Origin of the sequence: Clostridium drakei, from assembly GCF_000633595.2 — a bacterium.
Taxonomy (GTDB): domain Bacteria; phylum Bacillota; class Clostridia; order Clostridiales; family Clostridiaceae; genus Clostridium_AM; species Clostridium_AM drakei.
Genome location: NZ_JIBU02000034.1, coordinates 43,917 through 69,045, shown reverse-complemented (window position 1 = coordinate 69,045; position 25,129 = coordinate 43,917). Strand labels below are relative to the sequence as shown.

The 25,129-nt window shown below is 28.9% G+C and carries 25 protein-coding genes; 17 read left to right on the top strand and 8 right to left on the bottom strand.

Features of this window, described 5'->3' with window-relative positions; all coding sequences use genetic code 11:
• Positions 1–528 precede the first annotated feature (528 nt).
• From EG57_RS0217375 to EG57_RS0217365, 3 genes are all read left to right on the top strand, one after another.
• Positions 529–1,509: a ParM/StbA family protein gene (locus EG57_RS0217375; protein ID WP_032078423.1), complete on the top strand. Its 981-nt coding sequence runs from the start codon at positions 529–531 to the stop codon at positions 1,507–1,509.
• Between the two features lie 22 nt (positions 1,510–1,531).
• Positions 1,532–1,891, top strand: coding sequence for a hypothetical protein (locus tag EG57_RS0217370; RefSeq protein WP_032078422.1), 360 nt, complete (start codon positions 1,532–1,534; stop codon positions 1,889–1,891).
• A gap of 159 nt (positions 1,892–2,050) precedes the next feature.
• The gene (locus EG57_RS0217365) at positions 2,051–2,419 is read left to right on the top strand and encodes a DUF3139 domain-containing protein (RefSeq protein WP_032078421.1); all 369 of its coding nucleotides are present in this window, start codon (positions 2,051–2,053) and stop codon (positions 2,417–2,419) included.
• Positions 2,420–2,578: 159 nt separating this feature from the next.
• Here the strand turns inward: EG57_RS0217365 and rlmH are convergent, their stop codons facing one another.
• The 5 genes from rlmH to EG57_RS0217340 form a co-directional block, all read right to left on the bottom strand.
• Positions 2,579–3,058: a 23S rRNA (pseudouridine(1915)-N(3))-methyltransferase RlmH gene (gene rlmH, locus EG57_RS0217360; RefSeq protein ID WP_032078420.1), complete on the bottom strand. Its 480-nt coding sequence runs from the start codon at positions 3,056–3,058 to the stop codon at positions 2,579–2,581.
• Positions 3,059–3,138: 80 nt separating this feature from the next.
• Positions 3,139–3,642 (bottom strand): SEC-C metal-binding domain-containing protein, encoded by a 504-nt coding sequence (locus EG57_RS0217355; protein WP_032078419.1) that lies wholly within the window; start codon positions 3,640–3,642, stop codon positions 3,139–3,141.
• A gap of 116 nt (positions 3,643–3,758) precedes the next feature.
• The gene (locus EG57_RS0217350; RefSeq protein WP_032078418.1) at positions 3,759–4,322 is read right to left on the bottom strand and encodes a GerMN domain-containing protein; all 564 of its coding nucleotides are present in this window, start codon (positions 4,320–4,322) and stop codon (positions 3,759–3,761) included.
• Between the two features lie 16 nt (positions 4,323–4,338).
• Positions 4,339–5,124, bottom strand: a complete 786-nt coding sequence (locus tag EG57_RS0217345; RefSeq protein ID WP_032078417.1) for an MBL fold metallo-hydrolase — start codon at positions 5,122–5,124, stop codon at positions 4,339–4,341.
• 26 nt (positions 5,125–5,150) lie between these two features.
• Positions 5,151–6,413: a UDP-N-acetylglucosamine 1-carboxyvinyltransferase gene (locus EG57_RS0217340; RefSeq protein WP_032078416.1), complete on the bottom strand. Its 1,263-nt coding sequence runs from the start codon at positions 6,411–6,413 to the stop codon at positions 5,151–5,153.
• A gap of 257 nt (positions 6,414–6,670) precedes the next feature.
• Between EG57_RS0217340 and EG57_RS0217335 the strand changes: the two genes are divergently transcribed.
• From EG57_RS0217335 to EG57_RS0217305, 7 genes are all read left to right on the top strand, one after another.
• Positions 6,671–7,219, top strand: coding sequence for a 2'-5' RNA ligase family protein (locus tag EG57_RS0217335; RefSeq protein WP_032078415.1), 549 nt, complete (start codon positions 6,671–6,673; stop codon positions 7,217–7,219).
• A gap of 161 nt (positions 7,220–7,380) precedes the next feature.
• On the top strand, positions 7,381–8,313 hold the full coding sequence (rbsK, locus tag EG57_RS0217330; RefSeq protein ID WP_032078414.1) for a ribokinase: 933 nt from the start codon (positions 7,381–7,383) through the stop codon (positions 8,311–8,313).
• A 3-nt stretch (positions 8,314–8,316) separates the two neighbouring features.
• The gene (gene rbsD / locus EG57_RS0217325) at positions 8,317–8,712 is read left to right on the top strand and encodes a D-ribose pyranase (protein ID WP_032078413.1); all 396 of its coding nucleotides are present in this window, start codon (positions 8,317–8,319) and stop codon (positions 8,710–8,712) included.
• A 22-nt stretch (positions 8,713–8,734) separates the two neighbouring features.
• The gene (locus EG57_RS0217320; RefSeq protein WP_032078412.1) at positions 8,735–10,234 is read left to right on the top strand and encodes a sugar ABC transporter ATP-binding protein; all 1,500 of its coding nucleotides are present in this window, start codon (positions 8,735–8,737) and stop codon (positions 10,232–10,234) included.
• A gap of 33 nt (positions 10,235–10,267) precedes the next feature.
• The gene (locus EG57_RS0217315) at positions 10,268–11,197 is read left to right on the top strand and encodes an ABC transporter permease subunit (protein ID WP_032078411.1); all 930 of its coding nucleotides are present in this window, start codon (positions 10,268–10,270) and stop codon (positions 11,195–11,197) included.
• A gap of 38 nt (positions 11,198–11,235) precedes the next feature.
• A complete protein-coding gene (rbsB, locus tag EG57_RS0217310) occupies positions 11,236–12,156 on the top strand; it encodes a ribose ABC transporter substrate-binding protein RbsB (protein WP_032078410.1) in 921 nt (306 codons plus the stop codon).
• Positions 12,157–12,304: 148 nt separating this feature from the next.
• Positions 12,305–13,303: a LacI family DNA-binding transcriptional regulator gene (locus EG57_RS0217305; RefSeq protein WP_032078409.1), complete on the top strand. Its 999-nt coding sequence runs from the start codon at positions 12,305–12,307 to the stop codon at positions 13,301–13,303.
• Between the two features lie 34 nt (positions 13,304–13,337).
• Here the strand turns inward: EG57_RS0217305 and EG57_RS0217300 are convergent, their stop codons facing one another.
• On the bottom strand, positions 13,338–15,236 hold the full coding sequence (locus EG57_RS0217300) for a type I glutamate--ammonia ligase (protein ID WP_032078408.1): 1,899 nt from the start codon (positions 15,234–15,236) through the stop codon (positions 13,338–13,340).
• 369 nt (positions 15,237–15,605) lie between these two features.
• Between EG57_RS0217300 and murI the strand changes: the two genes are divergently transcribed.
• From murI to EG57_RS0217280, 4 genes are all read left to right on the top strand, one after another.
• On the top strand, positions 15,606–16,385 hold the full coding sequence (gene murI, locus EG57_RS0217295; RefSeq protein ID WP_032078407.1) for a glutamate racemase: 780 nt from the start codon (positions 15,606–15,608) through the stop codon (positions 16,383–16,385).
• A gap of 127 nt (positions 16,386–16,512) precedes the next feature.
• Complete coding sequence (locus EG57_RS0217290; protein ID WP_032078406.1) at positions 16,513–17,028, top strand: peptidylprolyl isomerase; 516 nt, start codon at positions 16,513–16,515, stop codon at positions 17,026–17,028.
• 73 nt (positions 17,029–17,101) lie between these two features.
• Positions 17,102–17,770 (top strand): helix-turn-helix transcriptional regulator, encoded by a 669-nt coding sequence (locus EG57_RS0217285; protein ID WP_032078405.1) that lies wholly within the window; start codon positions 17,102–17,104, stop codon positions 17,768–17,770.
• A gap of 176 nt (positions 17,771–17,946) precedes the next feature.
• Positions 17,947–19,746 (top strand): heme NO-binding domain-containing protein, encoded by a 1,800-nt coding sequence (locus EG57_RS0217280; protein WP_032078404.1) that lies wholly within the window; start codon positions 17,947–17,949, stop codon positions 19,744–19,746.
• Between the two features lie 106 nt (positions 19,747–19,852).
• Here the strand turns inward: EG57_RS0217280 and EG57_RS0217275 are convergent, their stop codons facing one another.
• Entirely contained in the window at positions 19,853–20,752 is a 900-nt protein-coding gene (locus EG57_RS0217275) for a radical SAM protein (protein WP_032078403.1), read from the bottom strand.
• A gap of 73 nt (positions 20,753–20,825) precedes the next feature.
• Positions 20,826–21,881, bottom strand: coding sequence for a YkvI family membrane protein (locus EG57_RS0217270; RefSeq protein ID WP_032078402.1), 1,056 nt, complete (start codon positions 21,879–21,881; stop codon positions 20,826–20,828).
• Between the two features lie 188 nt (positions 21,882–22,069).
• On the opposite strand from EG57_RS0217270, the gene EG57_RS0217265 reads away from it, so the two are divergent.
• The 3 genes from EG57_RS0217265 (at position 22,070) to EG57_RS0217255 (ending at position 24,982) form a co-directional block, all read left to right on the top strand.
• Positions 22,070–23,188: a hypothetical protein gene (locus tag EG57_RS0217265; protein WP_032078401.1), complete on the top strand. Its 1,119-nt coding sequence runs from the start codon at positions 22,070–22,072 to the stop codon at positions 23,186–23,188.
• Between the two features lie 35 nt (positions 23,189–23,223).
• Entirely contained in the window at positions 23,224–24,144 is a 921-nt protein-coding gene (mnmL, locus tag EG57_RS0217260) for a tRNA modification radical SAM protein MnmL/YtqA (protein WP_032078400.1), read from the top strand.
• A 94-nt stretch (positions 24,145–24,238) separates the two neighbouring features.
• A complete protein-coding gene (locus tag EG57_RS0217255) occupies positions 24,239–24,982 on the top strand; it encodes a 2-phosphosulfolactate phosphatase family protein (RefSeq protein ID WP_032078399.1) in 744 nt (247 codons plus the stop codon).
• The last annotated feature ends 147 nt before the right edge of the window (positions 24,983–25,129 follow it).

The window sequence follows — 25,129 nt, the reverse complement described above, 5'->3', positions numbered from 1 at the left end:
CCTCCTAAAAATATAAAATTTAATTATTATTTAAATAAATACACATAAAAAACCTTCCATCCATAAAGGGACGAAAGGCCTCAATTTAGCAGTAACACCTAATTTGTCAAAAATGACTAACTTAAACAGTAAGCAAAATCTCTTTACTTACCAGTAGTAAGGCATTGACTGCTTCTAAGCCTACTATCCAATGAGGAGTTAGATCAGAAACTTAAGGTTGTTATTAAATGTAAACTAAATATTTATGATTTACTTAATAAATTACTAAAAATAAAGTTTACATTTGCTAGTCTCGTCATTACTTTTTATTATACACTTTATCCTAAAATTATAATATCTATACAATTATATGTCAACGTTTATATTTTGAATGCTTAGGGTCATATTGTATCTATAGTGTAGATACAATGTAGATATAGTATAAGCCTACATAAATATTTTTTACAATATTTGTATAAAAAGTAATTGATTTGCACATACATTTAGAGTACAATGTAGATACGAAAATAATTTAGAGGAGTGATCAAAATGGCTGAATATATAATGGCATTAGATGCTGGCAAATATGCTGTTAAGGCTATTGGCAGAAATTCTAAGGGGCTAACTTCTGATATAAAGAAGGTGAACATTAGAACTAAGATATACGAGTTAAAGAATGGATATATAGATGCAGAGGGGAAATCATATAAGGTAGTTTTTAATGGGGAAGAACTGATTGTAGGTGAACAAGGTGAAACTAAGAGCTATGAAACATCGAAAACGTTGTTCATACATAAGGTGTGCACTTATACAGCCATTACTGAATTTTTAGAACCTGATACTAAGGATAATAAAATAAGTATGGTTCTTGCGTGTCCGATAAGTGTGCTAAAGGTTGAAAAGGCTAAACAAGAATATAAGGATTTCATAAAGAGTAATGGAATTATAGAAATAAATGTAGATGATAAGGATTATAGTTTTGAAATTTCGAATGTAATGATAAAGGCTGAAGGATCTGGAATAGTTTATTTATCTCCTCATTTATTTAAAAACAAAAAAATAGGAGTAGTTGATTTTGGAGGATTAAATTTTACATTTTCTCTTTATACGGATGGTATTTGTATGTCGCCTTCATCTGATCGTTTTGTAGAGGAATTTGGTGCAATAAAACTAATTAATTATGTAGCTGATGATTTAACAGGGTATAAAAGAGGTAATATAGTTAAATTCGAGGTGGCAGAAAGAGCACTTAATGTTGGATATTTATCTAATTTTGGACAGATAGATAAGGGAAGCCAAGAAGTTATTGAAGAAAGTAAAAATCGTTTTTTTGATGAAGCTTGTGATCAGATTAGCAGGCATGGATTTCGTATTGAAGAATTAGATGGTTTAGTATTTATAGGTGGTACTACCCAAAAGTTAGTTGAAGCTATAACAAAGAAAATTCCTAATTCATTCATAACAGCTGATCCACAATGGTCAACTGTAGAAGGTTTATATAAAGTGGCATACAAGAGATATATTACCTAGGGAATAATAGGGGGGATATATTATGGCAAAGCGACCTGGATCATTGGTATTAACATTTTCCAAGAAAAATATGGATATAAGGAGGTTACTAGAAAATAAAAAGCTTAATAATGAAAGCTTTGTAGCAACTGATTATATTTGTGAATCTATAAGATTTTATGAAAAATATAAGGATTCTACTGGAAACGATAATTTAGAATCTATAAAAAAGCTAATAGATGACAGATTGAAAAAATTCATTCAAGCTAATAGTACTGTGACACTTGGATTAGCAGAAAACCAAAACGATATAGAAAACAAGAGAACAATTATGAATGAAATAAAAACCAATATAAGTACTTTAGAAAGCGATTTAGATGATATACCTATTGATGAGGATTAAAACAATTTAAATAAAATGTTGAATATTACTCATAGTAGGGGTCACCATAATTCATTTGACTAACTTTATACTATAGTGTAAAATTACACTATAGTATAATTAATTACAATATAGAGGTAATCATACTCTAAAATAACATTAATAAAAGGAGTATATAGAATGTTTGATGAACTCAACAAAAAATGTATTGTCAAGCACAAAATTGTAACAGTATTAATTGGATTATGTTTCATCCAAATGGTAGTAATCGGTTATAAAAAGCATCAAGTATACAATAATGTGCGAGCTTATTTGATAAACACAAAAGGGTATAAGGTTCAGAATATTAAGAAGATTAAAGTAACACATACTTATCTAGGTATCATTTTAGGTTCTTCTAGCTATCCTATAAGTGTAGTCTTTACTGATGAGCCGAATGCTTTATATCAGTATGCTGGTTATGATAGAATATATCAATTAGGGGTAGCCGGAAAACCAAATGAAGGTAAGGATTTTAAATACTTTGAAAAACCTAATATGTCTAAATAATATAATAAGAAAGCAAAAAAGATTTATTTACGGCAGGTATATAGAAATTGACAGGTTTTGGTCCAAGTTTGACTACTCTTTTAAAGGATTTCCTTAAGGTTAATACATTTTCAGTGGTGGAATATATAAAACGCATCAACAATTTTAAAAAAGTCTAGGTCATTTATGATATGGTTCACCACTAATGATTCTATACCCTCTGTATATTTGTTCTAATAAAATTACCCTCATGAGTTGATGAGGAAATGTCATTTTAGAAAAACAAAGCTTAAAATCAGCTCGTGATAATACTTGACTTGAAAGGCCAAGGGAACCACCAATAATGAAAGCTAAGTTACTATTTCCATTAATACCAGCATCTTTTATAAAAGATGCTAATTGTTCAGAGGAAAGCATAGAACCTTTTAGATCTAAGGCAGTAACAAACATATTATTTTTTATATGTTTTAAAATGCTTAAGCCCTCTTTGTCTTTTATTTGAAGTTCTTCTTTTTCAGAGGCATTATCAGGTGTCTTTTCGTCAGGGACTTCTATTATATCTAATTTACAATATCTGCTTAAACGCTTAGAATATTCATCTATAGCCTCCTTTAAGTACTTTTCTTTAAGTTTGCCAACGCATATTATAGATATATTCATTATAAAATCTCCTAATTATTATATGGTATTTTAATAAAGAAAAAAATCCTTACACTGAAGTGTAGGGATTTAATTTCAAACTAAGCATTTTTTCCACAGCAGTGTTTATATTTCTTTCCACTGCCACATGGACATGGATCATTTCTTCCTACTTTGTTTTTGTTTACTACAGTTTTAGAATTAGCCCAATCTTTATGTATTTCTTTTCTCTTTTCTTTAGAGAATATAGATTCCCATTGAGGAAGAGTGTAAAGATAATCAGCTTTAGCATCTAACATGTTAAAATATAATTTTTCAAAATCTATTTTTACTTCAATGTTAGAATCCTCTTCTAGGGTATTAAGGTCAAAAGGCTCAAAAAGGCTGTCATTAATTCCATCTAGAAAACCCATAAAGAATATTGTTGAAGTTTCAAATTTATCAGCCAAGCTTTTAATGCTTCCGTTTATAATATGATTATGTTCTGCCAAAACTTTTGTATAAATACTTTTTTCAATAGAACCATATTCTTTCCAGAATGCTGCTTCTCCTCTAGTTTTAACAAAATCTACAACCATATCTGTCCAACTTTTATACAAACTCATAGTTTTATCTCCTTTTGAAAATATATTACTAACTTAAAAATGCACACTACTTCAAATATTATAATAAAAAACCTAATATTTTTCAATAATCTTTTTATACCACTTTTTATTATAATTTACTTTTTCTTAGCATTTGATATAGTATCTTTTCCAAGTGGGGATGTTAAGGTAAAATTATTTCCCCATACATTAGTATCCTTGTTGTCTATAAAAATTTTAACTTTTTGTATTGAAGGCAATTCAGTTAAAGAAAAAATGATGCTTTTTAAACAAGTTTCTTCTTTATATGCATTCATAGATATATTTGCCTCTTTACTAAAATTTACATAAGCAGTATTGTCTTTAATGGAAAAACTTAAAAGCTTTGTATCTTTAGGTAAAACTGAATTTAAATTGTTTTTTACACTAGGACCTTTTATAATCTCATTAATAATGGTCTCGCCTAATAATTCATCTTTTTTTATAACTCTTTGTTCTTTAGATAAATCAGTAGAGTTAGTAGAATTATTAGAAGATCCAAAATATATATTTAAATCCAAAGCATTTTCCTTTTCCTTTGATAAAGCAATCTGCTTTTCTTTATCACCAGAACTTATAGTGTCCTTGTTTTTACATCCTGTTAAGCTTACCACAGAAAATATAGTCATGGAACATATGAGTATCGAAAGAGTTTTTTTCATATTCCTCACCTTTTTATCAAAATTCTATATAATTACTAGGCATATCTCTTTTAGCTACAGAAATATTTAAATCTTTGTTCAAATCAATTTTAGCTTCATTTAGTATGTTTAGTACTGTTTGATACGCAAGTTCAGGATAATTATTTGTTTTACTTAAGTGTCCCAAAATAATTTTCTTAAATTTACTATTTACTATATTAACAATAGCTTTGCCACAATCATCATTGGATAAATGACCTATATTACTTAAAATTCGCTTTTTTAAATTATAAGGATAAGGACCAAATTTTAGCATTTCTACATCATGATTGCTTTCTAATAGAGCTACATCTGCATCTTCTAGAGTTTTACGAATTTCTGTAGAAAAGAAGCCTAAATCAGTTGCTATACAAGCTTTTTTATTTTTACAACTCAGAGAATATCCAGAGGGAGCCGCTGCATCATGAGAAATTTTGTAACTAGTTATATCCATATCTTTAATGCTTATGCAATTGCTTTGCAATATTTTAATATTTTTCTCTTTTATTTTACCAATGTTTTTTGACATGGAATCCCATGTAGGCGCATTGGTATATATAGGTATATCATATTTTCTAGATAATACACCTACGCCCTTTATATGATCTATATGTTCATGAGTAACAAATATTCCATCAATGTTAGCAGGATTTTCTCCAATATGCTCAAGTGCTTTTTCTATACTTTTCCCAGGGAGTCCTGCATCTACTAAAACTTTAGTGTTATTAGAAGATATAAATATACTATTTCCACTACTGCCACTATATAGAGGACAGAAAATCATAATAATTCTCCTATCTTAAATTAATACTATTCCGAGCAGCTAACTCTTTTTATATCTGCACCTAGAGCTTTGAATTTATCTTCAATATTTGGGTAACCTCTATCAATATGTTCAATACTTAGAACTTCAGTAACTCCATCAGCAATAAGGCCAGCAATAACCATAGCAGCACCTGCTCTTAAATCAGTTGCCTTAACTACTGCACCTGTAAGCTTATCAACACCATCTATTATAGCAGTTCTACCTTCTACTTTTATGTTGGCACCCATTTTCTTTAGTTCATCAACATGCTTAAATCTACTTTCCCATATACTTTCAGATATGATGCTTCTACCTTTAGCTACTGTTAGTAGAGTACTCATAGGTTGCTGTACATCTGTTGGAAATCCTGGATAAGGTTGAGTTTTTATATTTACTCCCTTAAGATTTCCACTAGATTTTACAGTAATACAGTCGCCATCTTCAATTATTTCAGTACCTGCTTCTATAAGTTTTGCTGAAATAGATTCTAAATGCTTTGGTATAATATTTTCTAAGCGTACTTCACCACCACATGAAGCAACAGCGATCATATAAGTTCCAGCTTCTATTTGGTCAGGTATTACACTATAGGAGCATCCTTGAAGTTCTTTTACGCCTACAACTCTTATTATATCAGTACCTGCACCTTTTATATTAGCACCCATACTATTTAAAAAGTTTGCTACGTCTACAATGTGAGGTTCTTTTGCTACATTTTCTAAAGTAGTTACACCTTCAGCAAGAGTTGCTGCAAGCATAACATTTATAGTAGCTCCTACACTAACTACATCAAAGAAAATATTAGTTCCTATTAATCTATCAGCTTCTACTACAACACAGCCATGTGTTATATCTACTTTAGCACCTAAAGCTTCAAATCCCTTTATATGTTGATCTATAGGTCTAACTCCAATAGGACATCCTCCGGGAAGTTCTACTCTAGCTTTTTTAAATCTACCTAAAAGAGCACCTATAAGATAATAAGAAGCTCTCATTTTTCTTACATCTTCTGTATTAGCATTTACATTATTTATAGTAGTGCTATCTATAACAACTGAATTTTTTCCTACTTCTATTTTACAACCTAAGCTTTCAATTATTCTTTCTAAACAATGAACATCCTCAATGTTAGGTATATTATCTATATTACAAACATTTTTACTTGCTAGTATAGCAGCAGGAAGTATTGCTACAGCGGCGTTTTTAGCACCATTTATTTCTATAGAACCAAAAAGAGGTTTTCCCCCGTTAATTACCAATTTATCCATTCCCGATCCATCCTTATCATATTAATAAAATTTATATTAAATTAAAAATCTTAAATTCATATTACTACACAAAATTTATTATAACATAATTCTATAATATTTTAACATTAATTTTAAAAATGTGAAGAGGATGTTTTATGTAATTTAATTGAAAAAGTTGAGAAAACATTATATTATTAAAAATATAGATTATATTTATATCAAAAAATCACATTTTATACTATTTTATTAAGATTAATTTGGGGGATTGAACAAATATGAGATATTACTTAGTGGCGTTATTTAACAAGGATTCGTATTCTTCTATCGAAGAAATGCAAAAAAGTATATGTAGAAAGTATAAATTATACAAAAATATGCCTGTTTTGCATATAACATTAGAAGTTATAGGGGATCCGGATATTGAAAAGTTAAATAAAATAATCGGAGATATATTAAAACCTTACAAAAGATTTAAAGTAAAGATAAATGGAGCTATATGTTTTGAACCTCCATATAAGTCTGTTAATTTAAAAATAGAAAATAAGGGTTATATTATTAGAATTGCAAGGCAGGTAAATGAAAGTTTAAAGCTGCATGGATTTGATGTCAGAGAAAATATAGATAATTGGGATTTACATGTATCACTAGCTAATACTAACTTTGCATCAAGACAGTGGAGTAGCAAGGAATATGTTACAGCTTGTGAAAATACTAAAAACTTAAATTTTCACAAGATGGGCATAATAGATAGAATAGAACTTTGGAAACCTATAAATAATAAAAAAGATATGGTAGTAAAAACTTTTCAATTAAGAGAATTTTAAAAATAAGAACCTTGTATGAGCTTTATTAGTTAATATAAGGTTCTTATTTTTTTATGTGTGAAAAAGTTTACAGAAAATTATTGACATATATTAAAAGATAATATAAAATTAGATTAACCGGTTAACTAAACCGGTTAACTAAAAAAGAGGTGATATAATAAATGCAAAAAATTTGTATTTTAGGAAGCATAAATATGGATTTAGTTCTAAGAGTAGATAGAATGGTAAAATCAGGAGAAACTATTTTGGCAAAGGGTTTTAAAAAAATACCAGGTGGAAAAGGGGCTAATCAAGCTGTTGCAGCAAGAAGGTTAGGTGCTGATGTATGCATGTTAGCTAGTGTAGGAAAAGATGAAAACGGTTTCTTGCTGGTTGAAGCTTTAAAGAAAGATAATATAGATGTAAACAATGTAAGTTACAGCGAAATTAATCCTACAGGTATGGCTATTATAACTGTAGATGATATTGGAAATAATTCTATCATAGTAGTTCCAGGAGCTAATATGGAGATAGATACAAAATATATAGAAGCATTAGAAAAAGTTATAAAAAATTCAAAAATATTAGTAGCTCAATTTGAAACACCAATAGAAGCTACTATACAAGCCTTTAGAATAGCAAAAGAAAATGGTGTGCTTACGGTTCTAAATCCTGCACCTGCCAAAGATATACCAGAAGAATTGTTAAAAATTACAGATATTATAGCACCAAATGAAACTGAAGCATTTGAACTTACTAACATAGAAGTTAAGGATGAAGAAAGTATAAGAAAAGCTTCTAACAAGTTTTTAGAAAAGGGTGTAAAGTTTGTAATAATAACCTTAGGAGAAAAGGGTGCTGCTATAGCAGATAAGGATAGATTAAGCGTTGTACCAGCTTATAAGGTAAAGGCTATAGATACTACTGCTGCAGGAGATAGTTTTATAGGAGCACTTACAAGTAAACTTATAAATAGTGATGTGGTTGATTTCAATTCTATTGAGAATTCTATAAAATTTGGAAACAAAGTTTCATCTATAGTAGTGCAAAAATCAGGTGCACAGCCTTCACTTCCTTATTTAGAAGAGGTAAAGGAAATATATGGGGAGGAATAGACAATGAAAAAGATTGGTATGTTAAATTCTAATATTTCAAGTATTATATCAAAAATGGGTCATACAGAAACTCTAGCTATTGGAGATTGTGGGCTACCTATTCCAAAGGAAACAGAGAGAATAGATATAGCGCTTATAAAGGATGTGCCTACTTTTATACAAACACTAAAAGTAGTATTACAAGAACTACAAATTGAAGAGGTTGAAATAGCTAAGGAAACAATGGATGTTAGTCCTAAATTATATGAAGAAATAAAAAATGAAATTGGAGATGTAAAAATAACATTTATTACTCATGAAGAGCTTAAAGTTAAGTTAAAGGAGTGCAAAGCAGTTATAAGAACAGGAGAACAGACTCCTTATGCAAATATAATTTTAAAATCAGGGGTTATATTTTAATAAAGTATTAGGAGGATAAAGTATGGAAAGTAAAAAGCCTATTTTGGAAATGGTGGGTATATCTAAATCATTTCCAGGAGTAAAGGCATTACAAGATGTGCATATAAAAGCTTATGGTGGAAAAGTACTGGCTTTACTTGGAGAAAATGGAGCTGGAAAGTCCACATTAATGAAAATAGTAAGTGGTGTATATAAAAAGGATGAAGGAAAAATTATTGTAAATGGTGATGAAATAGAAATTCAGGGAATAAAACATGCTGAAAGTTTAGGGATAACTATCATACATCAAGAACTTAGTGTTCTTCCTAATTTAACTGTAGCTCAAAATATATTTTTAGGTAATGAAAAGTTTAGCAAAGGTACTAGAAAAATAAATAAAGCTTGGATGAAAGAAAGAAGTAAATATTTCTTAGATCAAATTGGATGCAATATAAATCCAAATACGCTAGTCAAGGATATAAATCTTGGAGAAATGCAAATGATCGAAATTGCAAAGGCGTTAACTAAAAATTCTAGTGTTATTATTATGGATGAGCCTACTACAGCATTAACTGATGTGGAAACTCAAAAGTTATTTGAAGTAATTAGAAGACTAAAAGAAAAGGGAATAGCAATTATATATATATCTCATAGAATGGATGAGATATTTCAAATTTGTGATTCTATAACTGTTTTAAGAGATGGAAAGTATATAGATTCCGTTGAAACTAAAGATGTAACTAAAGATGATTTGATTACTATGATGGTAGGAAGAAAACTTGAAGAACAGTTTCCTTATAAAGAAGTAGAAAAAGAAAAGGTTTTACTTAAAGTTGAAAATCTATCTATGAAAGATAAAGTAAAGGATGTAAGCTTTGAGATTAAATCAGGAGAAATATTAGGGGTTTCAGGTCTTATGGGAGCAGGAAGAACTGAACTTGCAAAGACTATATTTGGAGACTATAAGAAGGATTGTGGAGAAATATATATAGATAGTGAAAAAGTAAATATTAATTCACCTAAGGATGCTATCAAATATGGTATATGTTATTTATCAGAAGACAGGAAACAAGAAGGACTTATTTTAAATATGTCTGTAGCCCAGAATATGACACTTCCTAACTTGAATAGTTATGAAAATAAAATGAAAAGAATAGATAAAAAGTCAGAAAAGAGGGAAGTAGAAGAGTATATTAAAAAATTATCGATAAAGACACCTAACCAGGAACAATTAGTTAAAAATCTTAGTGGAGGAAATCAACAAAAAGTAATTTTAGCTAAATGGCTAATGCGTTCACCTAAAATATTAATAGTTGATGAACCTACAAAGGGTATAGATGTAGGTGCAAAAAAAGAAATTTATGAAGTATTAAATAAATTAAAAAGTATGGGAAAAGCTGTTATAATGATTTCTTCTGATATGGCAGAAATATTAGGAGTTAGTGACAGAGTTATGGTAATGCATGAAGGAAAGGTAACAGGAGAATTAAAGAGAGAAGAAGCAACTCAGGAAAGTATAATGAAGTATGCTATTGGAGTTTAAAGTATCAATGTAGGTACAGAAGGAGAGTGTAAAATGGAAAGAGATATTAAAAGTTTGCTTTTTAAATATAAATCTTTAATAGGATTATTAATATTATGTATAGTTATATCAGTTTTAACACCTAGATTTTTAACTATTCCAAATATATTAAATGTGTTTACACAGGTTTCAGTTAATGCAATTATAGCTGTAGGTATGTGTTTTGTAATATTAACAGGTGGAATAGATTTATCAGTTGGATCTACCCTTGCAATATCTGGGGCTATTGCTGCATCTTTAGCACAAAAAAATGTAAATATAGTTTTAATTTTAGTGGCAACTGTAATAATTGGAGGATTAATTGGATTAATTAATGGAATAATAGTTGCAAAAGGAAAAATTCAAGCTTTTATAGTAACGCTAGCTACTATGACAGTGTTTAGAGGAGTAACTTATGTTTATACTAACGGGACTCCAATATCTGGACTTGGAGCTAATTTTACTTTTGTTGGAAATGGAACCATAATTGGAATACCTCTACCTGTTATTATAATAGCTATTGTAGCTTTAATAGCTTGGTATGTATTAACTCAAACTAGATATGGTAGATACGTATACGCTGTTGGTGGAAACGAAGATTCATCAAGACTATCAGGTATTAATACAGATAAAATTAAAGCTTTAGTCTATGTTTTGTCTGGTGCAGCAGCAGCATTAAGTGCTATTGTAGTAACCAGCAGAATTGGTTCTGCATCACCTAATGCAGGAAGTGGTTTTGAATTAGATGCTATTGCAGCAGTTGTACTTGGAGGAACTAGTCTTTCAGGTGGAGAAGGTTCTCTTACTGGAACAATAATAGGTGCAATGATAATAGGAGTATTGAATAATGGTTTGAATTTAATGAATGTATCTCCTTTTTATCAATCAATAGTAAAAGGACTTGTTATATTGTTAGCTGTTATGCTTGATAAGAAAAATAAATAAAAAATTTATTTATATATAATTAAGGGAGGAATATTATTATGAAAAGAACACGTTTAAAAATGATGTCACTTATGTTAACAGGTGTGCTTGCAATTGCAGGGCTTACAGGATGTGGTAACAGCAATCAACAACAATCATCTAACCAAGGTGGTAAAAAGAAAATAGGAATGGTAATATCAACTTTAAACAACCCATTCTTTGTTACAATGAAAGATGGAGCAACTAAAAAGGCAAAAGAATTAGGCTATGATTTAGTAGTTGTTGATTCACAAAATGATGCAACAAAAGAAAGATCAAATGTAGATGATCTTGTACAACAAGGTGTTTCAGCATTAATTATAAATGCTACAGATAGTGATGCAGTTGGAAATTCAATTAAAGTAGCAAATGATAAGAAAATACCAGTTATAACTGTAGATAGACAAGCAAATAGTGGAACAGTTGTTACACATATAGCTTCAGACAATGTTAAGGGTGGAAAAATGGCAGCAGAATTTATACTACAACAATTAGGAGGAAAAGCAAACATAGTTGAACTTCAAGGAGTTCCGGGAGCATCAGCTACAAGAGATAGAGGTAAGGGATTCCATGAAGGTGTTGATGGTAAAGCTAACGTTAAGGTAGTTGCAAGTCAATCAGCAGATTTTGATAGACAAAAGGGATTGAATGTAATGCAAAACATAATGCAGTCTACACCACAGTTTGATGCTGTTTTTGCTCATAATGATGAAATGGCATTAGGTGCAGTTAAAGCATTACAAGGTAAAAAAGTTATAATAGTAGGTTTTGATGGTACTGATGATGCTAAAAAGGCAGTTACAAATGGTGAAATGACAGCTACAGTTGCTCAGCAACCAGATTTAATGGGAAGCTTAGCTATTGAGAATGCAGTAAAAGTTATAAAAGGTGAAAGCGTTCCAAAACAAATACCTGTAGATTTAAAACTTATAAAAAAATAATAAATTAAAATTGAAAATCCAGGATGTAAATCCTGGATTTTATTAACTAAAACTTACTGTCAATTATTAAGTATTAATTGGATTAAAATTGTTTTCTAAATAAAATACAGTTATAATAAAATACAAATTAGTTTTGCAAGGGGTAATTATGAAAAAAGTAACAATGTTGGACATTGCTCAAAAGGCAGGAGTATCTAAGGCAACTGTTTCTATGGTTTTGAATAAAAGAGATGGAAACATAAGTGAGGAAACTAAAAGTAGAATATTAGCTTTAGCCAAAGAAATGAAATATATTCCTAATCATTTAGCGAGAAGTTTAAGTACTAAAAAAACAGATACTATAGGAATAGTTTTACCGGATATAACAAATCCATTTTTTGCATCTATCGCAAGAGCTATTGAAGATAGAGCAAGCTATTTGGGGTATAATGTTATTTTTTGTAATACAGACAATGAAATTAATAAAGAACAAAAATATATAAAGGTTCTCATAAGTAAATTAGTTGATGGAGTTATTTTTATATCTGGAGGAGAAAGTAGTGTCAGTATAGAAATGTTGAAAAATAACAATATACCTTTTGTGCTTGTAGATAGATATATAGATAGTTACAGAGAAGCTTATGGAGTATATTGCTTAAACAAGAATGGAGTTATTCAAGGAATAGATTATTTATATAGTAAGGGGAAAAGAAATATAGCATTTGTAAAAGGACCGGATACATTAGAAATTTCAAATCAGAGATTAGAAGGCTATAAAAATGCTATGAATAAATATAACATATATAATGAAAACCTTATTTTTAAAGGAGCTTTTAATATAGAAGGTGGAATGAAATCTACAAAATTAATGTTAGAAAGTAATGAAAAGATAGATGCTGTATTTTATAGTAATGACATAATGGCTCTAGGTGGAATAAAGGTATTGAAAAGAAGAGGTATTAGCATACCTGAGGAGATAAGTATCATTGGTTTTGATAATATACATATATCACAGGTAATTGAGCCAGAATTAACTACTATAGCTCAGCCTATTTATGAAATGGGAAGAGAGTCTTGTAATTTGTTAATAGATATAATAAACAGCAAATTTATACCAAATAAACAAATTTATTTTGAAACACATTTAATAATAAGAGGTACAACTTAAAGAACCCTACATAAAATTTATGTAGGGTTCTATTTTAGATATCTAATAAATTTTTCTTATAATTAGAATATAATTCTCTTAATTCTTTTATTTTTTCATCAAGCTCTATTTGAAGATTCGAAACTTCATCATATTTCTTTATATCAGTAGCAATCTTTATTCTTGTAAATAAGCTTTGCTTTGAGTATGAATCCTTCATTAAATAGTGTCTCAATTCGTTTATCTTCATCCAATTAGCTACATCAAGGTCTAAAGCTTTATCTATAGAATGAAGAGGCTTACAAGCTCTTATTTCATCTGAATAATTTGATATGATTCTATTATTTATTTCCACGATCCATCTTTTAGTAGTACCAAGCACAAAGCTGTTTATAAGTTTTTCGTTTAAAACACCGCCTTGCATAAGAACTGCTTTTTTATCTGGATATTTGTCAAATGCAGAAAGATTTTCATAAACAGTAGTAGGAGCTTTACCAAAGAATTTCTCTCTTTCTTCATCGGAGAAGTCTTCGAATACATCTTCTTCACTTCTATAAGCTCTTCCTAATTCTAGATATTCAGCGTTATCTTCTGGTTTCTTTGAAAGTTCAGATAAAAGTTCATCTTCAGTTTTTTCACCAGTTACTGCATATCTAATACCATCTAACATAGACATATAAAGTGCAGTTACAGCTAAGTAAGTGTTTGTATGTGGATTTGGAGCTCTAAGCTCAAATCTTGTTGATAATGAGTTTTGTAAGTCTCTTATAACACCTATAAGTACTGTTCTATTTCTAGAAGGAACTTCTACAGAATTACCTATAGAGGTTACGATACAAATTGGAGCTTCAAATCCAGGTTTTAATCGTCTTAAAGAATCGTTAGTAGAAGATACAAATGGATTTACTACTTCATAATTTTTAAGTATTCCCATTATAGAAGCATATCCAAAAATGCTTAAGAAATGTTTCTTTGGTGATGAAAATAAGTTAATTCTCTTTCCATTTTTAAGTTTTAGAGCTATTCCAATATGAGTATGTTCACCACTACCTGCAACACCGTCTATAGGTTTAGCAAGGAATGTAACATCTAATCCATTTTTTCTAAAAGTTTCTTTAACTAGGCTTTTGACTAAAAGTTCATTATCAGCAGCTTGTACCGCAGTAGAATATTTCCAATCTATTTCAAGTTGTTCCATTATGTGAGTAAGTTTTCCTGATTCATCTATTTTTGCTTTTACTCCACCAACTTCTTTATGACCCATTTCAGGTTCCAAACCATATGCATCCATAATAAGCAAAGATTCTTCAAGACATGTTCTTACAACACCTTTTGTCCTAGTCCAATATTGTTCTTTCAATACTTGAGAAGTAGAAAGTTCTTCAACTTCGGCTTTATCGTTAGGTGTTTTAACCCAAAATTCTAATTCCGTAGCACAAGTGGCAACTATGTCTTCTATGTCATCATATTTTATGTCAAAAGCTGCAAGTGAGTTTGGGTGTGTTTTAAATAGGTCTAAAAGAGTTGATTTGAAGTATTCTATAGAATGTTTTAAAATGTGTCTGGAGTCTACAGCAACATTTTCATGATATAAGAAGCAAGGAATTCTTAAAGTTCCAATAGGTTTATTGGTTTCAGCATCTATATGCTCATAGTTATATTCCACATACCAATTTACATCAACATCAGCTAGCATATCTACTTTAGCGTTATTTAAACTTGCTATTCCAGGGAGAACAACAGATGAACCATCAGTTTGAATTGCTCCTTTTAGGAATGTGTCTATATCGTCTAAAAAGACTTTCATGGGAATTTTTTCGTCAGTATCATTTCCTGATAAATCTATGCCTATAAGAGACACAAATTTTATTTCAGGATGAGAAGTTAAGATTGCCTTTAATTCTTTTTCTGAATGATTTTCTTTTGAAATGGTGTAGATTAAATCTTTTATCATATAATTTCCTCCTATAAAAATAAAAAAAGAGTTTTTTTTTACTCTTTTACCTTGTGATTTAAGAAAATGATATTAATAATGTGTTTTTGTGAATTTTTTCATATTCAAGATTTTATAATTAATATGACCAGATGTCAATAGGAAAAATGAAAGTTTATTAAAAAAAAACTTCACTTATTAATTAAAAATTTTTATTCTGTAAAAAATATTACAGTATTTTTTAAAAAAAATCAATTTTATACTAAATTATTGCGAAAATATTAAATGCAATGTATATTTATGCAATGAACTTTCATAATTTGTATAGTTTAATTCTATATTATATAATATTAAGCATATATATTAACTAACTATAATGAAGGTGGTAGAGTGAAAGTGGAATGTAGACCAATAGGTTTTTTTGATTCTGGAGTTGGAGGAATTAGTGTATTAAAAGAAGCAGTAAAACTTTTACCAGGAGAAGATTTTGTTTATTTTGGAGATTCTAATAATGCACCATATGGTATAAAAACTGTAGAGGAAGCTAGTAGATTAACCTTTGAAGCTGTAGAATTTTTAATAAGTAAAAATATTAAGGCAGTAGTAATTGCTTGTAATACAGCAACCAGTGCCGCTATAATAGATTTAAGAAAGAAATATAGTAGTGTAATGCCTGTAATAGGTATAGAGCCAGCATTAAAGCCGGCTGTGGAATTGAGAAGAAAAGGACAAATAGTTGTAATGGCGACACCTATGACTTTGGCTGAGAGAAAATTTAATAATTTAATGAACAGATATAAAAATCAGGTACAAATGTATCCTATGCCATGTCCTGGTCTTGTAGAATTAATAGAACAAGGCATGGTGGAAGGAGAAAATGTAGAGAAATATCTAAGAGATAAAATAGAACCATTAAAAGAAGAAGGAATAGCAGCTATAGTTCTTGGATGTACCCATTATCCTTTTATAAAAAAGATTTTATCTAAGTTACTTAATAATGAAGTTCCAATTATAGATGGAAGCTTAGGAACTGTAAAACAATTGAAAAGAGAACTCATAAAAAACAATTTGACAAGTGAAAAAAAGGAAGGTGGAAAGGTAATTGTGTATAATTCATTAGATAGTGATGAAATTATAAAGTTAAGTTATAAACTATTGGAATGTGAGTAGATAATGTAATATTAATGATAGTTAATATTAATAGTTTTTAAATAAAGTTTTTTATGTGAATAATATTTATGTATTATGATATAATTCAAATAGATGATATATGAAAATCGAAGGGAGATTGCTAAATATGAATCCATCAGTTACGATTAAAATGAAAAATGGGGGAATAATTAAAGCTGAATTATATCCCGAAATTGCACCTAATACTGTAAATAATTTTATAAGTCTTATAAAGAAAGGTTTTTACAATGGAATAGTATTTCATAGAGTTATTCCAGGATTTATGATACAAGGAGGATGTCCATTAGGAGATGGAACAGGAGGTCCAGGATATTCTATAAAAGGCGAATTTGCAAATAATGGATTTAAAAATAATTTAAAACATATCACTGGAGTGCTATCTATGGCTAGAACAATGCAGCCTGATTCAGCAGGAAGCCAATTTTTCCTAATGACAGAAAATGCACCTCATTTAGATGGCCAATATGCTGCATTTGGAAAGGTTACAGAGGGTATGGATGTAGCTCAAGAAATAGTAAATAGCAAAAGAGATTTTAGGGATAAACCTTATGAGGATCAAGTCATTGAGGAAATGACTGTAGAAACTTATGGAGAAGAATATCCAGAACCAGAAAAACTTTAAGTAGTATTATAACATTAATATAATAAGTATGTAAAATCGTGAAAAATATAATACATAAAAGCGGGGTTATAGTATGAGTAGAGTGGGCGAAAAAATAAAGAATATAAGAGATAGTATTGGAATGAGCCAAAAACAATTAGGCAAAAAGTTAGGTGTAAATGAGAGCTTTATTAATGAAGTTGAGAATGGTAGAAAAATTATAAATCAAAATTTAATAGATAGAATTTCTAAAGTATTAGGAAAAGATATAAATGATATTACTATGTCTTTTGAGGAACAGGTATTTCAAGAAGAAAAAGATAAAAAATATCCTGTAACACCTAAGAAAGAAGCCGTAAAAGATGTTTGGAATGAGGCATTTGGATCAGTGTTGAAAAACATACCTATTTATAGGTATGATTTACAAAAAGCCATATCATTTAAACAATTACCTTTAATAAATAATAAAGTAGAGGGATATTCTCAGGATAAGGTATTCTATGTGCAAATAGAAGATGATGATATGTTAGGATTTAGAATATCCAAAGGAGACTTAGCTTTTGCTCATACTACACATGAAGTTGAAAACAATAGTATATGTTTAGTAGAACATGGAAGTAAAAGAGTAATAAGGCAAATAAAAAGATTAGATAATAATAAAGTTCTACTTATTAGTAATAAAGGTAGTTTTAGAAGTGAAACTGCAGAAATAAAGGAAATTAATATAATAGCTAAGTTGGATAGTGTTGAAATAAGGCTTTAGAAAACTGCACTGCATTAGAAAATGCAGTGCAGTTTTTAATTAATAGCCTTTGTAAAAACAATACTGATGTTGTATAATATTTATAATCTTGTTGAAGTGATAAATTTATTTGAAAATTAGCTTTTCATTAGTAATGTAATATGAAACTTTGGTGAATACAAGAAGGAGGATTAAAAATGAAAGGAACAGTAATAGCTACATGGATGAAAACTTGCAGAAAATTATATGGCGATGATAGTGTGAATAAAGCCATGGAGCATGTAGGGTGGAGAGCGTCAAAAATTTTTTTGCCAGCAGAAAATGTAGAGGATACAAAAGTTAAAGAAGTTATTGCTGATATAGCTAAAAGCAATAATATAGATGTTAAGCATTTATGGCGTGAAATAGGGTTAGATAATATAAACGCTTTTTATAAGGATTTTCCAGCATTTTTTCAGCATGAAAATTTATATTCATTTTTGAAATCTATGTTTGATGTACATGTGGTTATGACAAAAAGATTACCAGGTGCTAAACCTCCTCTATTATCAATAAAACCAATATCACAAAGAGAGGCTATATTTGAATATAAATCAGAAAGAGGCATGTTTGACTATCTTAAAGGAATGATAGAAGGTAGTGCTAAATTTTTTAATGAAAAAGTTAAAGTAGATGAGCTTGAAAAGAGTAATAATTATGTAAAATTCAAGTTTACCTTTGAGAAAGATATATACTTTAAAAAAGTATATAAGTTTAATAAAATACTTTCTCTCGGAGTCATGAAAAGTTTAGAATCAAAAACAGCAGTATTTACATTAATAGTTTCTTTAATAACATCTATACCAGTTCTAGGACTTGATAATGTATTTAAGGCTATTATTATTTCAATTATATCTTCTATAGCAGCATATATAGCTGTGTCACTTCTTATGAGGCCAGCTTTAATTATAGAACAAGATATTAAAAATGTTATAAGTAATAATTATATAGAAGAAGGAGATATAGAAACTAATGATCTATTTGAAGATATTTATAAACTTTTAAAAGAGAATAAAAAGGATATAAGTGCAGATTTTGTGGGATTCAAAGGTGTTACTGATGAGATGAATACTTTTATGAATAATATAAGTGTTATATCAGATTCTATGAATCAAGCGTCTAATGAAATATCAGATGTGGTAGAGCAGGTAGCAAGTTCTTCAGTGGATCAAGCAACTAATACAGAAAAAGCTGTTTCTATATTAAATGATAATATACAAGGATTGAAAAATATAGTAACTAGTGAAAATAGTAATAAGTTAGAATTAGAAAAAGCTTTGAATAAAATTAATAATAGTTATGAAAATATTGATGGAACAAGTAAGAATATAATGAGTACTCTTGAAAAATTTCAAGAAGTTAAGGATAAAGGATTTGAACTTGAGGGACGAGCAAAGGATATTACCAACATAGTTTCCATAGTATCTGATATTTCTGAACAAACTAATTTATTAGCATTAAATGCTTCTATTGAGGCTGCGCGTGCTGGAGAATTAGGAAAAGGCTTTGCTGTTGTAGCAGAGGAAGTTGGTGATTTGGCAGAACAATCTAAAAATGCTGTTGAAGAAATAAACTCCAACTTGGTTAGTTTTTCAGAAGAAATAAAAACTTTAGCAGAAAAAATAGGATCTCAGTATAATGTATTACAAGTAGAAACTAAAAACTTGCAAAATGTAAGAGATATAAGTTATGAAGCTACTACTTCGGTACAAACAGTGTCATCGTCTATGATAGAAACTATAGATCGCCTTAATAAGGAAACTGATTCCATAGCAACTATATATGATACAATAGAATCTTTGGCTGCTATTGCTGAAGAAAATTCGGCTTCGTCTCAAGAAGTAAGTGCTAATGTGGCAAATTATACTAATGAAATTAAAAAACTTATATACAATATTCAGCAGTTTAGAACAATTACAGAGCATTTTAAAGTAGAATTAAGCAAATATAAAATTTAAAAGACTTAAACATATTAGAAAGTGGTTGTTTTAATATATAATTATGAATTTCTATACAATTAATAAGATGGACAGCTTTTATATTTTATAAAGCTGTCCATTAAATTTACACGCCGTTTAAATCAAAATCTGGAATGAAACTTTTAGAAGCAGTGTCTTCCTCTTGAATAAATGCATTTTTTATACCTAAGCTTAAGCAATAGTCTATCATGCTATCATAGTGCTTGTAGTTTAAAGACTTATTAATTTCAGGAAATTTATAAGCATTATGCATAGGAACATATTGATTCATTAGGCTTAAATAGACAGAATCTCCAAAGGTACTATATATATAATCTATAATTTTTTTAGAATCAAATAAAAGTCCAGGTAGCATTAAATGTCTTATGATGACTCCTTTTTCAATTAAACCGTCCTTGTTAAATTTTATGTTCCCAACTTGAGAGAACATTTCTTTTACTGCATTTGAAGCATATGCAAAATAGTTTTCAGCGTTAGAATATTTTTGGGAATATTTGTTGTTAAAGTATTTGATATCAGGAAGATACACATCAATATATCCTTCTAGCAATTTTATTGTTTCTATATTTTCATATCCACTAGTATTAAATAAAATAGGAATATTAAGACCTGATGCTTTTGATATTTTTAAAGATTCTATTATTTGAGGAACATAATGTGTTGGAGTAACTAGATTTATATTATGAGCTCCTCTTTTTTGTTGTTCTAAAAATATTTCACTTAACCTTTTTATAGATACTTCTTTACCTATATTTTCAGAACTTATTTCGTGATTCTGGCAAAAGACACATTTTAAACTGCAGTTTGAAAAAAATATAGTACCAGAACCGTTTTTTCCTGATATGCAAGGTTCCTCCCAATTATGCAATGATACTTTTGCAATTTTTATATTTTTTCCTGAATTACAGTATCCTAATTCACCTTTTAATCTATTTATACCACAGTTCCTGGGACATAATTTACAACTTTCAAGAACTTCTAACATTTTATAACACCTCTATAATTAAAGTAATTAATATAAAAACTATTATACTTTATATTTTGTTTTATGTGTATATCTAATGTATAGATTTATTTTTATTTCCCAGGTAAAAAATCAAACATTGAATTGTAAATATAAAACTTACTACTGCAAAAGCAGGGTATAAAATAGATATAAGTTTTACGAATCCAATTTGAGATATAGGTATGGATATAGCAATTATTAAAATTATAGCTTTTTTATAAGAAATATTGAATAATTCTTCAAGGTTTTTGCTTACGCTATAGATATTAGAAACTTCAGTAGAAAACATTTCCAACCAAATTATGATTAATAGCATAATTTGAATAATATTTCCAAAACGATTAGCAATGTACAATAGTGGTATTTCATATTTGAAAATATATGGTATGTTTAAAATTAGTAAGGCATTAATTAAAAATGATAATATTGTGAGCCCTATAGAACCTAGAGCAACACCCAATATTAAAGTTTTTTTGTTTCTTATTTCGGTGCTTAGAGGTACAAGTACTCCACAACAGCATAGAATGTTAAAACCTCCATATATAAGAGAAGATAGTAGCCAATTGTGTTTGTAAGCAGAAATATTTTTTAAATAAGATACATTAATGTCTTTGTAAAATGATACATATAAAATAAATATAGTCACTATAACAATAATTAGAGAAGGTACTATAAAAGAATTTATTTCAATTAATCCCTTAGTTCCTCTTAAAAGGATAACTACTGATATAAATATCATTATAATTATTCCTACCCATTTTGATACATTAAAGTATTGGTTTAGAAGAGAACCACTGCCAGCTAAGATTACAGCAGAGGTGCTTATAAGAAATATAGTTGTAAATAGGTTAGTAACTTGTCCTAGAAAACCTGGACTAACTAATGAAATAAGCCCATCATAAGAGGTTAATTTGTACTTTAAACTTAGCTGAATAACTATGTAACCCATTATTATGTAAATGATACAGCATATAAGTATGCCTAAAAAGCTTTTGTAACCATAAACTGTAAAAAATTGGGTTATTTCTTGCCCGGAAGCTAAACCAGCACCAACAATAGTACCTATAAAAACAGCACTTATTTGTAATACTAAAAATAAGTTTTTCATAAATTATTTAAATCCTCCTGTATAATTGATTAATGTATAAAAAATAAATATTATTTAAGCAAGCTAAAGAGTCTAGATATAATAGTATATAAGTAAATTTTTAAAATAATGATTTATAAATTAAATTTTTATTTTCAGGAAAAACTAAAGATAAATCAGTATCTTATAAAAGATAAGGAGGAGAAAAGATGAAAAGAAGAAATTTCAAAATTATTAGTAAAATTTTAATAATAATTATATTTTCAGTTGTTCCAAATACATTGATTGGATGTTCAAAGAGTAAAAAAAATGAGAATACAGAAAGCAGTAGTAATTTTGACATAAAAGCAGCAGGAAATGTGGCAGATACATACATGAAGTATCTAATGAAGGATGATTTAGAAAATAGCAAAAAGCTTTATTCTAAAGATCTTTCCAAAAGTCCTTCGCCAAAGGAAAATAAAAATTTAAAAATATTAGGTTATAATATATCAGAAACTAATGAGGTAGGTAAAGCTGGCTTATTTAAAGTAAAAGTATCAAGATCAGATTTAACTAGTAGTTATGCTTCTTTAGATGAGTACTCAATAAGAATAGCTAAGGAAGGTAATGATTATAAAATAAAAGAGACAAATAATGTGGTTCAAAAGGAAGTGTTTAGCGAACATAGACAGCTAAGAGTGAAAAATAAAAATAATGCCAATACAAATTTAGTTATAAATATGGATGGACTTCCTAGTTATGTATTTTCCAAAGATGATAAAAGAAATGTAGATAAGATAGAAGTACCTAAAACTAAATTTGGAGTTATCAATTTAGGATATAGTGGAGAAAGTTTAGCAATATCTAGTTATGATAAAGATGCTTATGTGGGTGTAATAAAAATGGATGAAAGCTTGGCAGTGCAAGGTGGAGATAATAAAGATGAAGATCAAAAAGGAGGTGGGAGTGATAAGCAAAATCAAGGTACTAGTGCTATAGGAAGAGAAAAACCTATAGGAAAAGAAATTACATCAATAGATATATTAAAGAATTGTAAAGTGGAATTTATAAATTTTTCACCAGAAGAAAAGTTTATAACGGTACAGTATGCAAAATCACCTTCAGGTAGATGCATAAGAGTTTATAAAATAGATGGAGGAGATATTATACCTTTTAAATTTGAAGAAAAATATCCATTAGATAAAGTAGATGTAGTATTTTCTTCTTATGATAAGGAAAGTTTAAATTTTGATGTTGTACCAAAAGTAGAAGGAGATAAATCAGCTTTAGATGTAATGGGCAAATGGCAACTAAGTTTGAAAGATTTTAAAGCTAAAAAAATGTGATATAATTAAATAAAAAATACTTATGGAGAAAAAATATGCAGTGGGGAGATAAAAGATATTATAGTTTAAATTATTTTTTAAGAAATAAATTTCATTCAAAGGTTTTTAAAATATCATTGGATGCGGGGTTTTCTTGTCCAAATAGAGATGGAAAAATAAGTACTGGAGGATGTGCATTTTGCAGCGAAAGAGGCTCTGGAGATTTTGCAGGAGATAGGCATTTTTCAATAAAAAGTCAGTTTGAAAATATAAAGCAAGTTATGAGCAAAAAGTGGAAAAATGGAAAGTATATAGCTTATTTTCAGGCTTATACTAATACTTATGCACCTATAGAAGTACTAAAAGAAAAGTATTATGAGGCTTTGGATGAAGAAAATGTAGTAGGATTAGCAATAGCAACAAGACCTGACTGTCTTGATGAAGAAGTTTTAGATCTTTTACAGGAATTGAATAAGAAGATTTATACATGGGTTGAGCTAGGACTTCAAACTTCAAAAGAAGATACTGCTCAAAAAATAAATAGAGGATATGAGCTTAAGGTTTTTGAAGAAGCCGTTAAAAATTTAAGGGAAAGAAATATTGATGTAGTGACTCATATTATATTTGGTCTACCAGGAGAAACCAGAAATGATATGTTGCAGACAGTAAATTATGTAAGTTCACAAGATATACAGGGTGTTAAATACCATCTTTTACATCTAATGAAGAATACACCTCTTGTAGACTTTTATAATAGAAGAGAACTTAGATTTTTAGAATATGAAGAATATATAGATATAATATGTTCTGCTATATCAATTACACGACCTGATATAGTTATTCATAGACTTACAGGTGATGCTCCGAGAAATTTACTAATAGGTCCTATGTGGAGTTTGAAAAAGTGGGAAGTTTTAAATGCTATAGATAAAACATTAGAGGAGAGAAATATATATCAAGGATGTCAATACTATTAAATTATTGATTTTTTTACCTACATGATATAGTTTAATTGTGTAGGTAATTTTTTATTAATTTAAAGAAGATAAAATTTCAATGGAGGAATTTAAAATGAAAATTGATTTAATAATTTCTGCAGATGATATAAAAAAAGATAAAGTACTGGGAAAAGCTGTAGTAGTTATAGATATGCTAAGAGCTACATCAGTAATAACAACTGCAATAAATAATGGATGCAAAAGTGTGATACCTGTGCTTACAATAGAAGAAGCTCTAAAAGTAAGCAATGAAGACAGAGATAACTATATACTTGGAGGAGAAAGAAAGGCACTTAAAATAAAGGGTTTTGATTGTGCTAATTCACCTTTAGAATATAAAGAAGACTTAGTTAAAAACAAAATTTTAGTTATGACTACTAGTAATGGGACAAGAGCAATTAAAGGAAGCATAGGTGCTAAAAAAATTCTAATAGGTGCGTTAATAAATGCTAGAGCTGTAGCAAATAAGCTTTTTCAGCTGGATACTGACGTGCAGATAGTGAATGCAGGAACTTATGGTCAGTTTTCTATAGATGATTTTATATGTTCCGGATACATTATAGATTGCTTATTAAAAGCCTCAACAGATATACAACTTACAGATATAGCAAAAACTGCTCATTATGTTTATACTGAAAATAAGGATGTAACTAGTTTTATACATTATGCAAGTCATTATAAAAGAATTAAGGAGTTAAATTTAGAAGATGATTTAAAATATTGCTGCACCAAAGATATAGTTGATATTGTACCTGAATATAGAAATGGTATTATAAAAGTTTACGATGAAATATATAAGGAAAAAACTGTGGTTTAAGAAAAACGCTGCTTCACAATTTAAAAATTATATGATGCTAATGCATTTAAGCAAAATAACTTTAAACTGTATTCGAATAATAATGTAATTAAGTGTGTACATTTGAAGTTACTAGTTTGAATTTTAACTTTTATGCAGTGATATATG

Excerpts from the sequence above, each read along its gene's own strand:
- EG57_RS0217375 (WP_032078423.1), top strand. The coding sequence starts at position 529 with ATGGCTGAATATATAATGGCATTAGATGCTGGCAAATATGCTGTTAAG.
- EG57_RS0217285 (WP_032078405.1), top strand. The coding sequence starts at position 17,102 with ATGAGTAGAGTGGGCGAAAAAATAAAGAATATAAGAGATAGTATTGGA.
- EG57_RS0217355 (WP_032078419.1), bottom strand. The coding sequence starts at position 3,642 with ATGAGTTTGTATAAAAGTTGGACAGATATGGTTGTAGATTTTGTTAAA.
- EG57_RS0217335 (WP_032078415.1), top strand. The coding sequence starts at position 6,671 with ATGAGATATTACTTAGTGGCGTTATTTAACAAGGATTCGTATTCTTCT.
- EG57_RS0217275 (WP_032078403.1), bottom strand. The coding sequence starts at position 20,752 with ATGTTAGAAGTTCTTGAAAGTTGTAAATTATGTCCCAGGAACTGTGGT.
- EG57_RS0217365 (WP_032078421.1), top strand. The coding sequence starts at position 2,051 with ATGTTTGATGAACTCAACAAAAAATGTATTGTCAAGCACAAAATTGTA.
- rbsB (WP_032078410.1), top strand. The coding sequence starts at position 11,236 with ATGAAAAGAACACGTTTAAAAATGATGTCACTTATGTTAACAGGTGTG.
- EG57_RS0217265 (WP_032078401.1), top strand. The coding sequence starts at position 22,070 with ATGAAAAGAAGAAATTTCAAAATTATTAGTAAAATTTTAATAATAATT.
- EG57_RS0217255 (WP_032078399.1), top strand. The coding sequence starts at position 24,239 with ATGAAAATTGATTTAATAATTTCTGCAGATGATATAAAAAAAGATAAA.
- EG57_RS0217305 (WP_032078409.1), top strand. The coding sequence starts at position 12,305 with ATGAAAAAAGTAACAATGTTGGACATTGCTCAAAAGGCAGGAGTATCT.
- mnmL (WP_032078400.1), top strand. The coding sequence starts at position 23,224 with ATGCAGTGGGGAGATAAAAGATATTATAGTTTAAATTATTTTTTAAGA.
- rbsK (WP_032078414.1), top strand. The coding sequence starts at position 7,381 with ATGCAAAAAATTTGTATTTTAGGAAGCATAAATATGGATTTAGTTCTA.
- EG57_RS0217370 (WP_032078422.1), top strand. The coding sequence starts at position 1,532 with ATGGCAAAGCGACCTGGATCATTGGTATTAACATTTTCCAAGAAAAAT.
- EG57_RS0217290 (WP_032078406.1), top strand. The coding sequence starts at position 16,513 with ATGAATCCATCAGTTACGATTAAAATGAAAAATGGGGGAATAATTAAA.
- EG57_RS0217320 (WP_032078412.1), top strand. The coding sequence starts at position 8,735 with ATGGAAAGTAAAAAGCCTATTTTGGAAATGGTGGGTATATCTAAATCA.
- rbsD (WP_032078413.1), top strand. The coding sequence starts at position 8,317 with ATGAAAAAGATTGGTATGTTAAATTCTAATATTTCAAGTATTATATCA.
- EG57_RS0217315 (WP_032078411.1), top strand. The coding sequence starts at position 10,268 with ATGGAAAGAGATATTAAAAGTTTGCTTTTTAAATATAAATCTTTAATA.
- rlmH (WP_032078420.1), bottom strand. The coding sequence starts at position 3,058 with ATGAATATATCTATAATATGCGTTGGCAAACTTAAAGAAAAGTACTTA.
- EG57_RS0217340 (WP_032078416.1), bottom strand. The coding sequence starts at position 6,413 with ATGGATAAATTGGTAATTAACGGGGGAAAACCTCTTTTTGGTTCTATA.
- EG57_RS0217300 (WP_032078408.1), bottom strand. The coding sequence starts at position 15,236 with ATGATAAAAGATTTAATCTACACCATTTCAAAAGAAAATCATTCAGAA.
- EG57_RS0217270 (WP_032078402.1), bottom strand. The coding sequence starts at position 21,881 with ATGAAAAACTTATTTTTAGTATTACAAATAAGTGCTGTTTTTATAGGT.
- EG57_RS0217345 (WP_032078417.1), bottom strand. The coding sequence starts at position 5,124 with ATGATTTTCTGTCCTCTATATAGTGGCAGTAGTGGAAATAGTATATTT.
- EG57_RS0217350 (WP_032078418.1), bottom strand. The coding sequence starts at position 4,322 with ATGAAAAAAACTCTTTCGATACTCATATGTTCCATGACTATATTTTCT.
- EG57_RS0217280 (WP_032078404.1), top strand. The coding sequence starts at position 17,947 with ATGAAAGGAACAGTAATAGCTACATGGATGAAAACTTGCAGAAAATTA.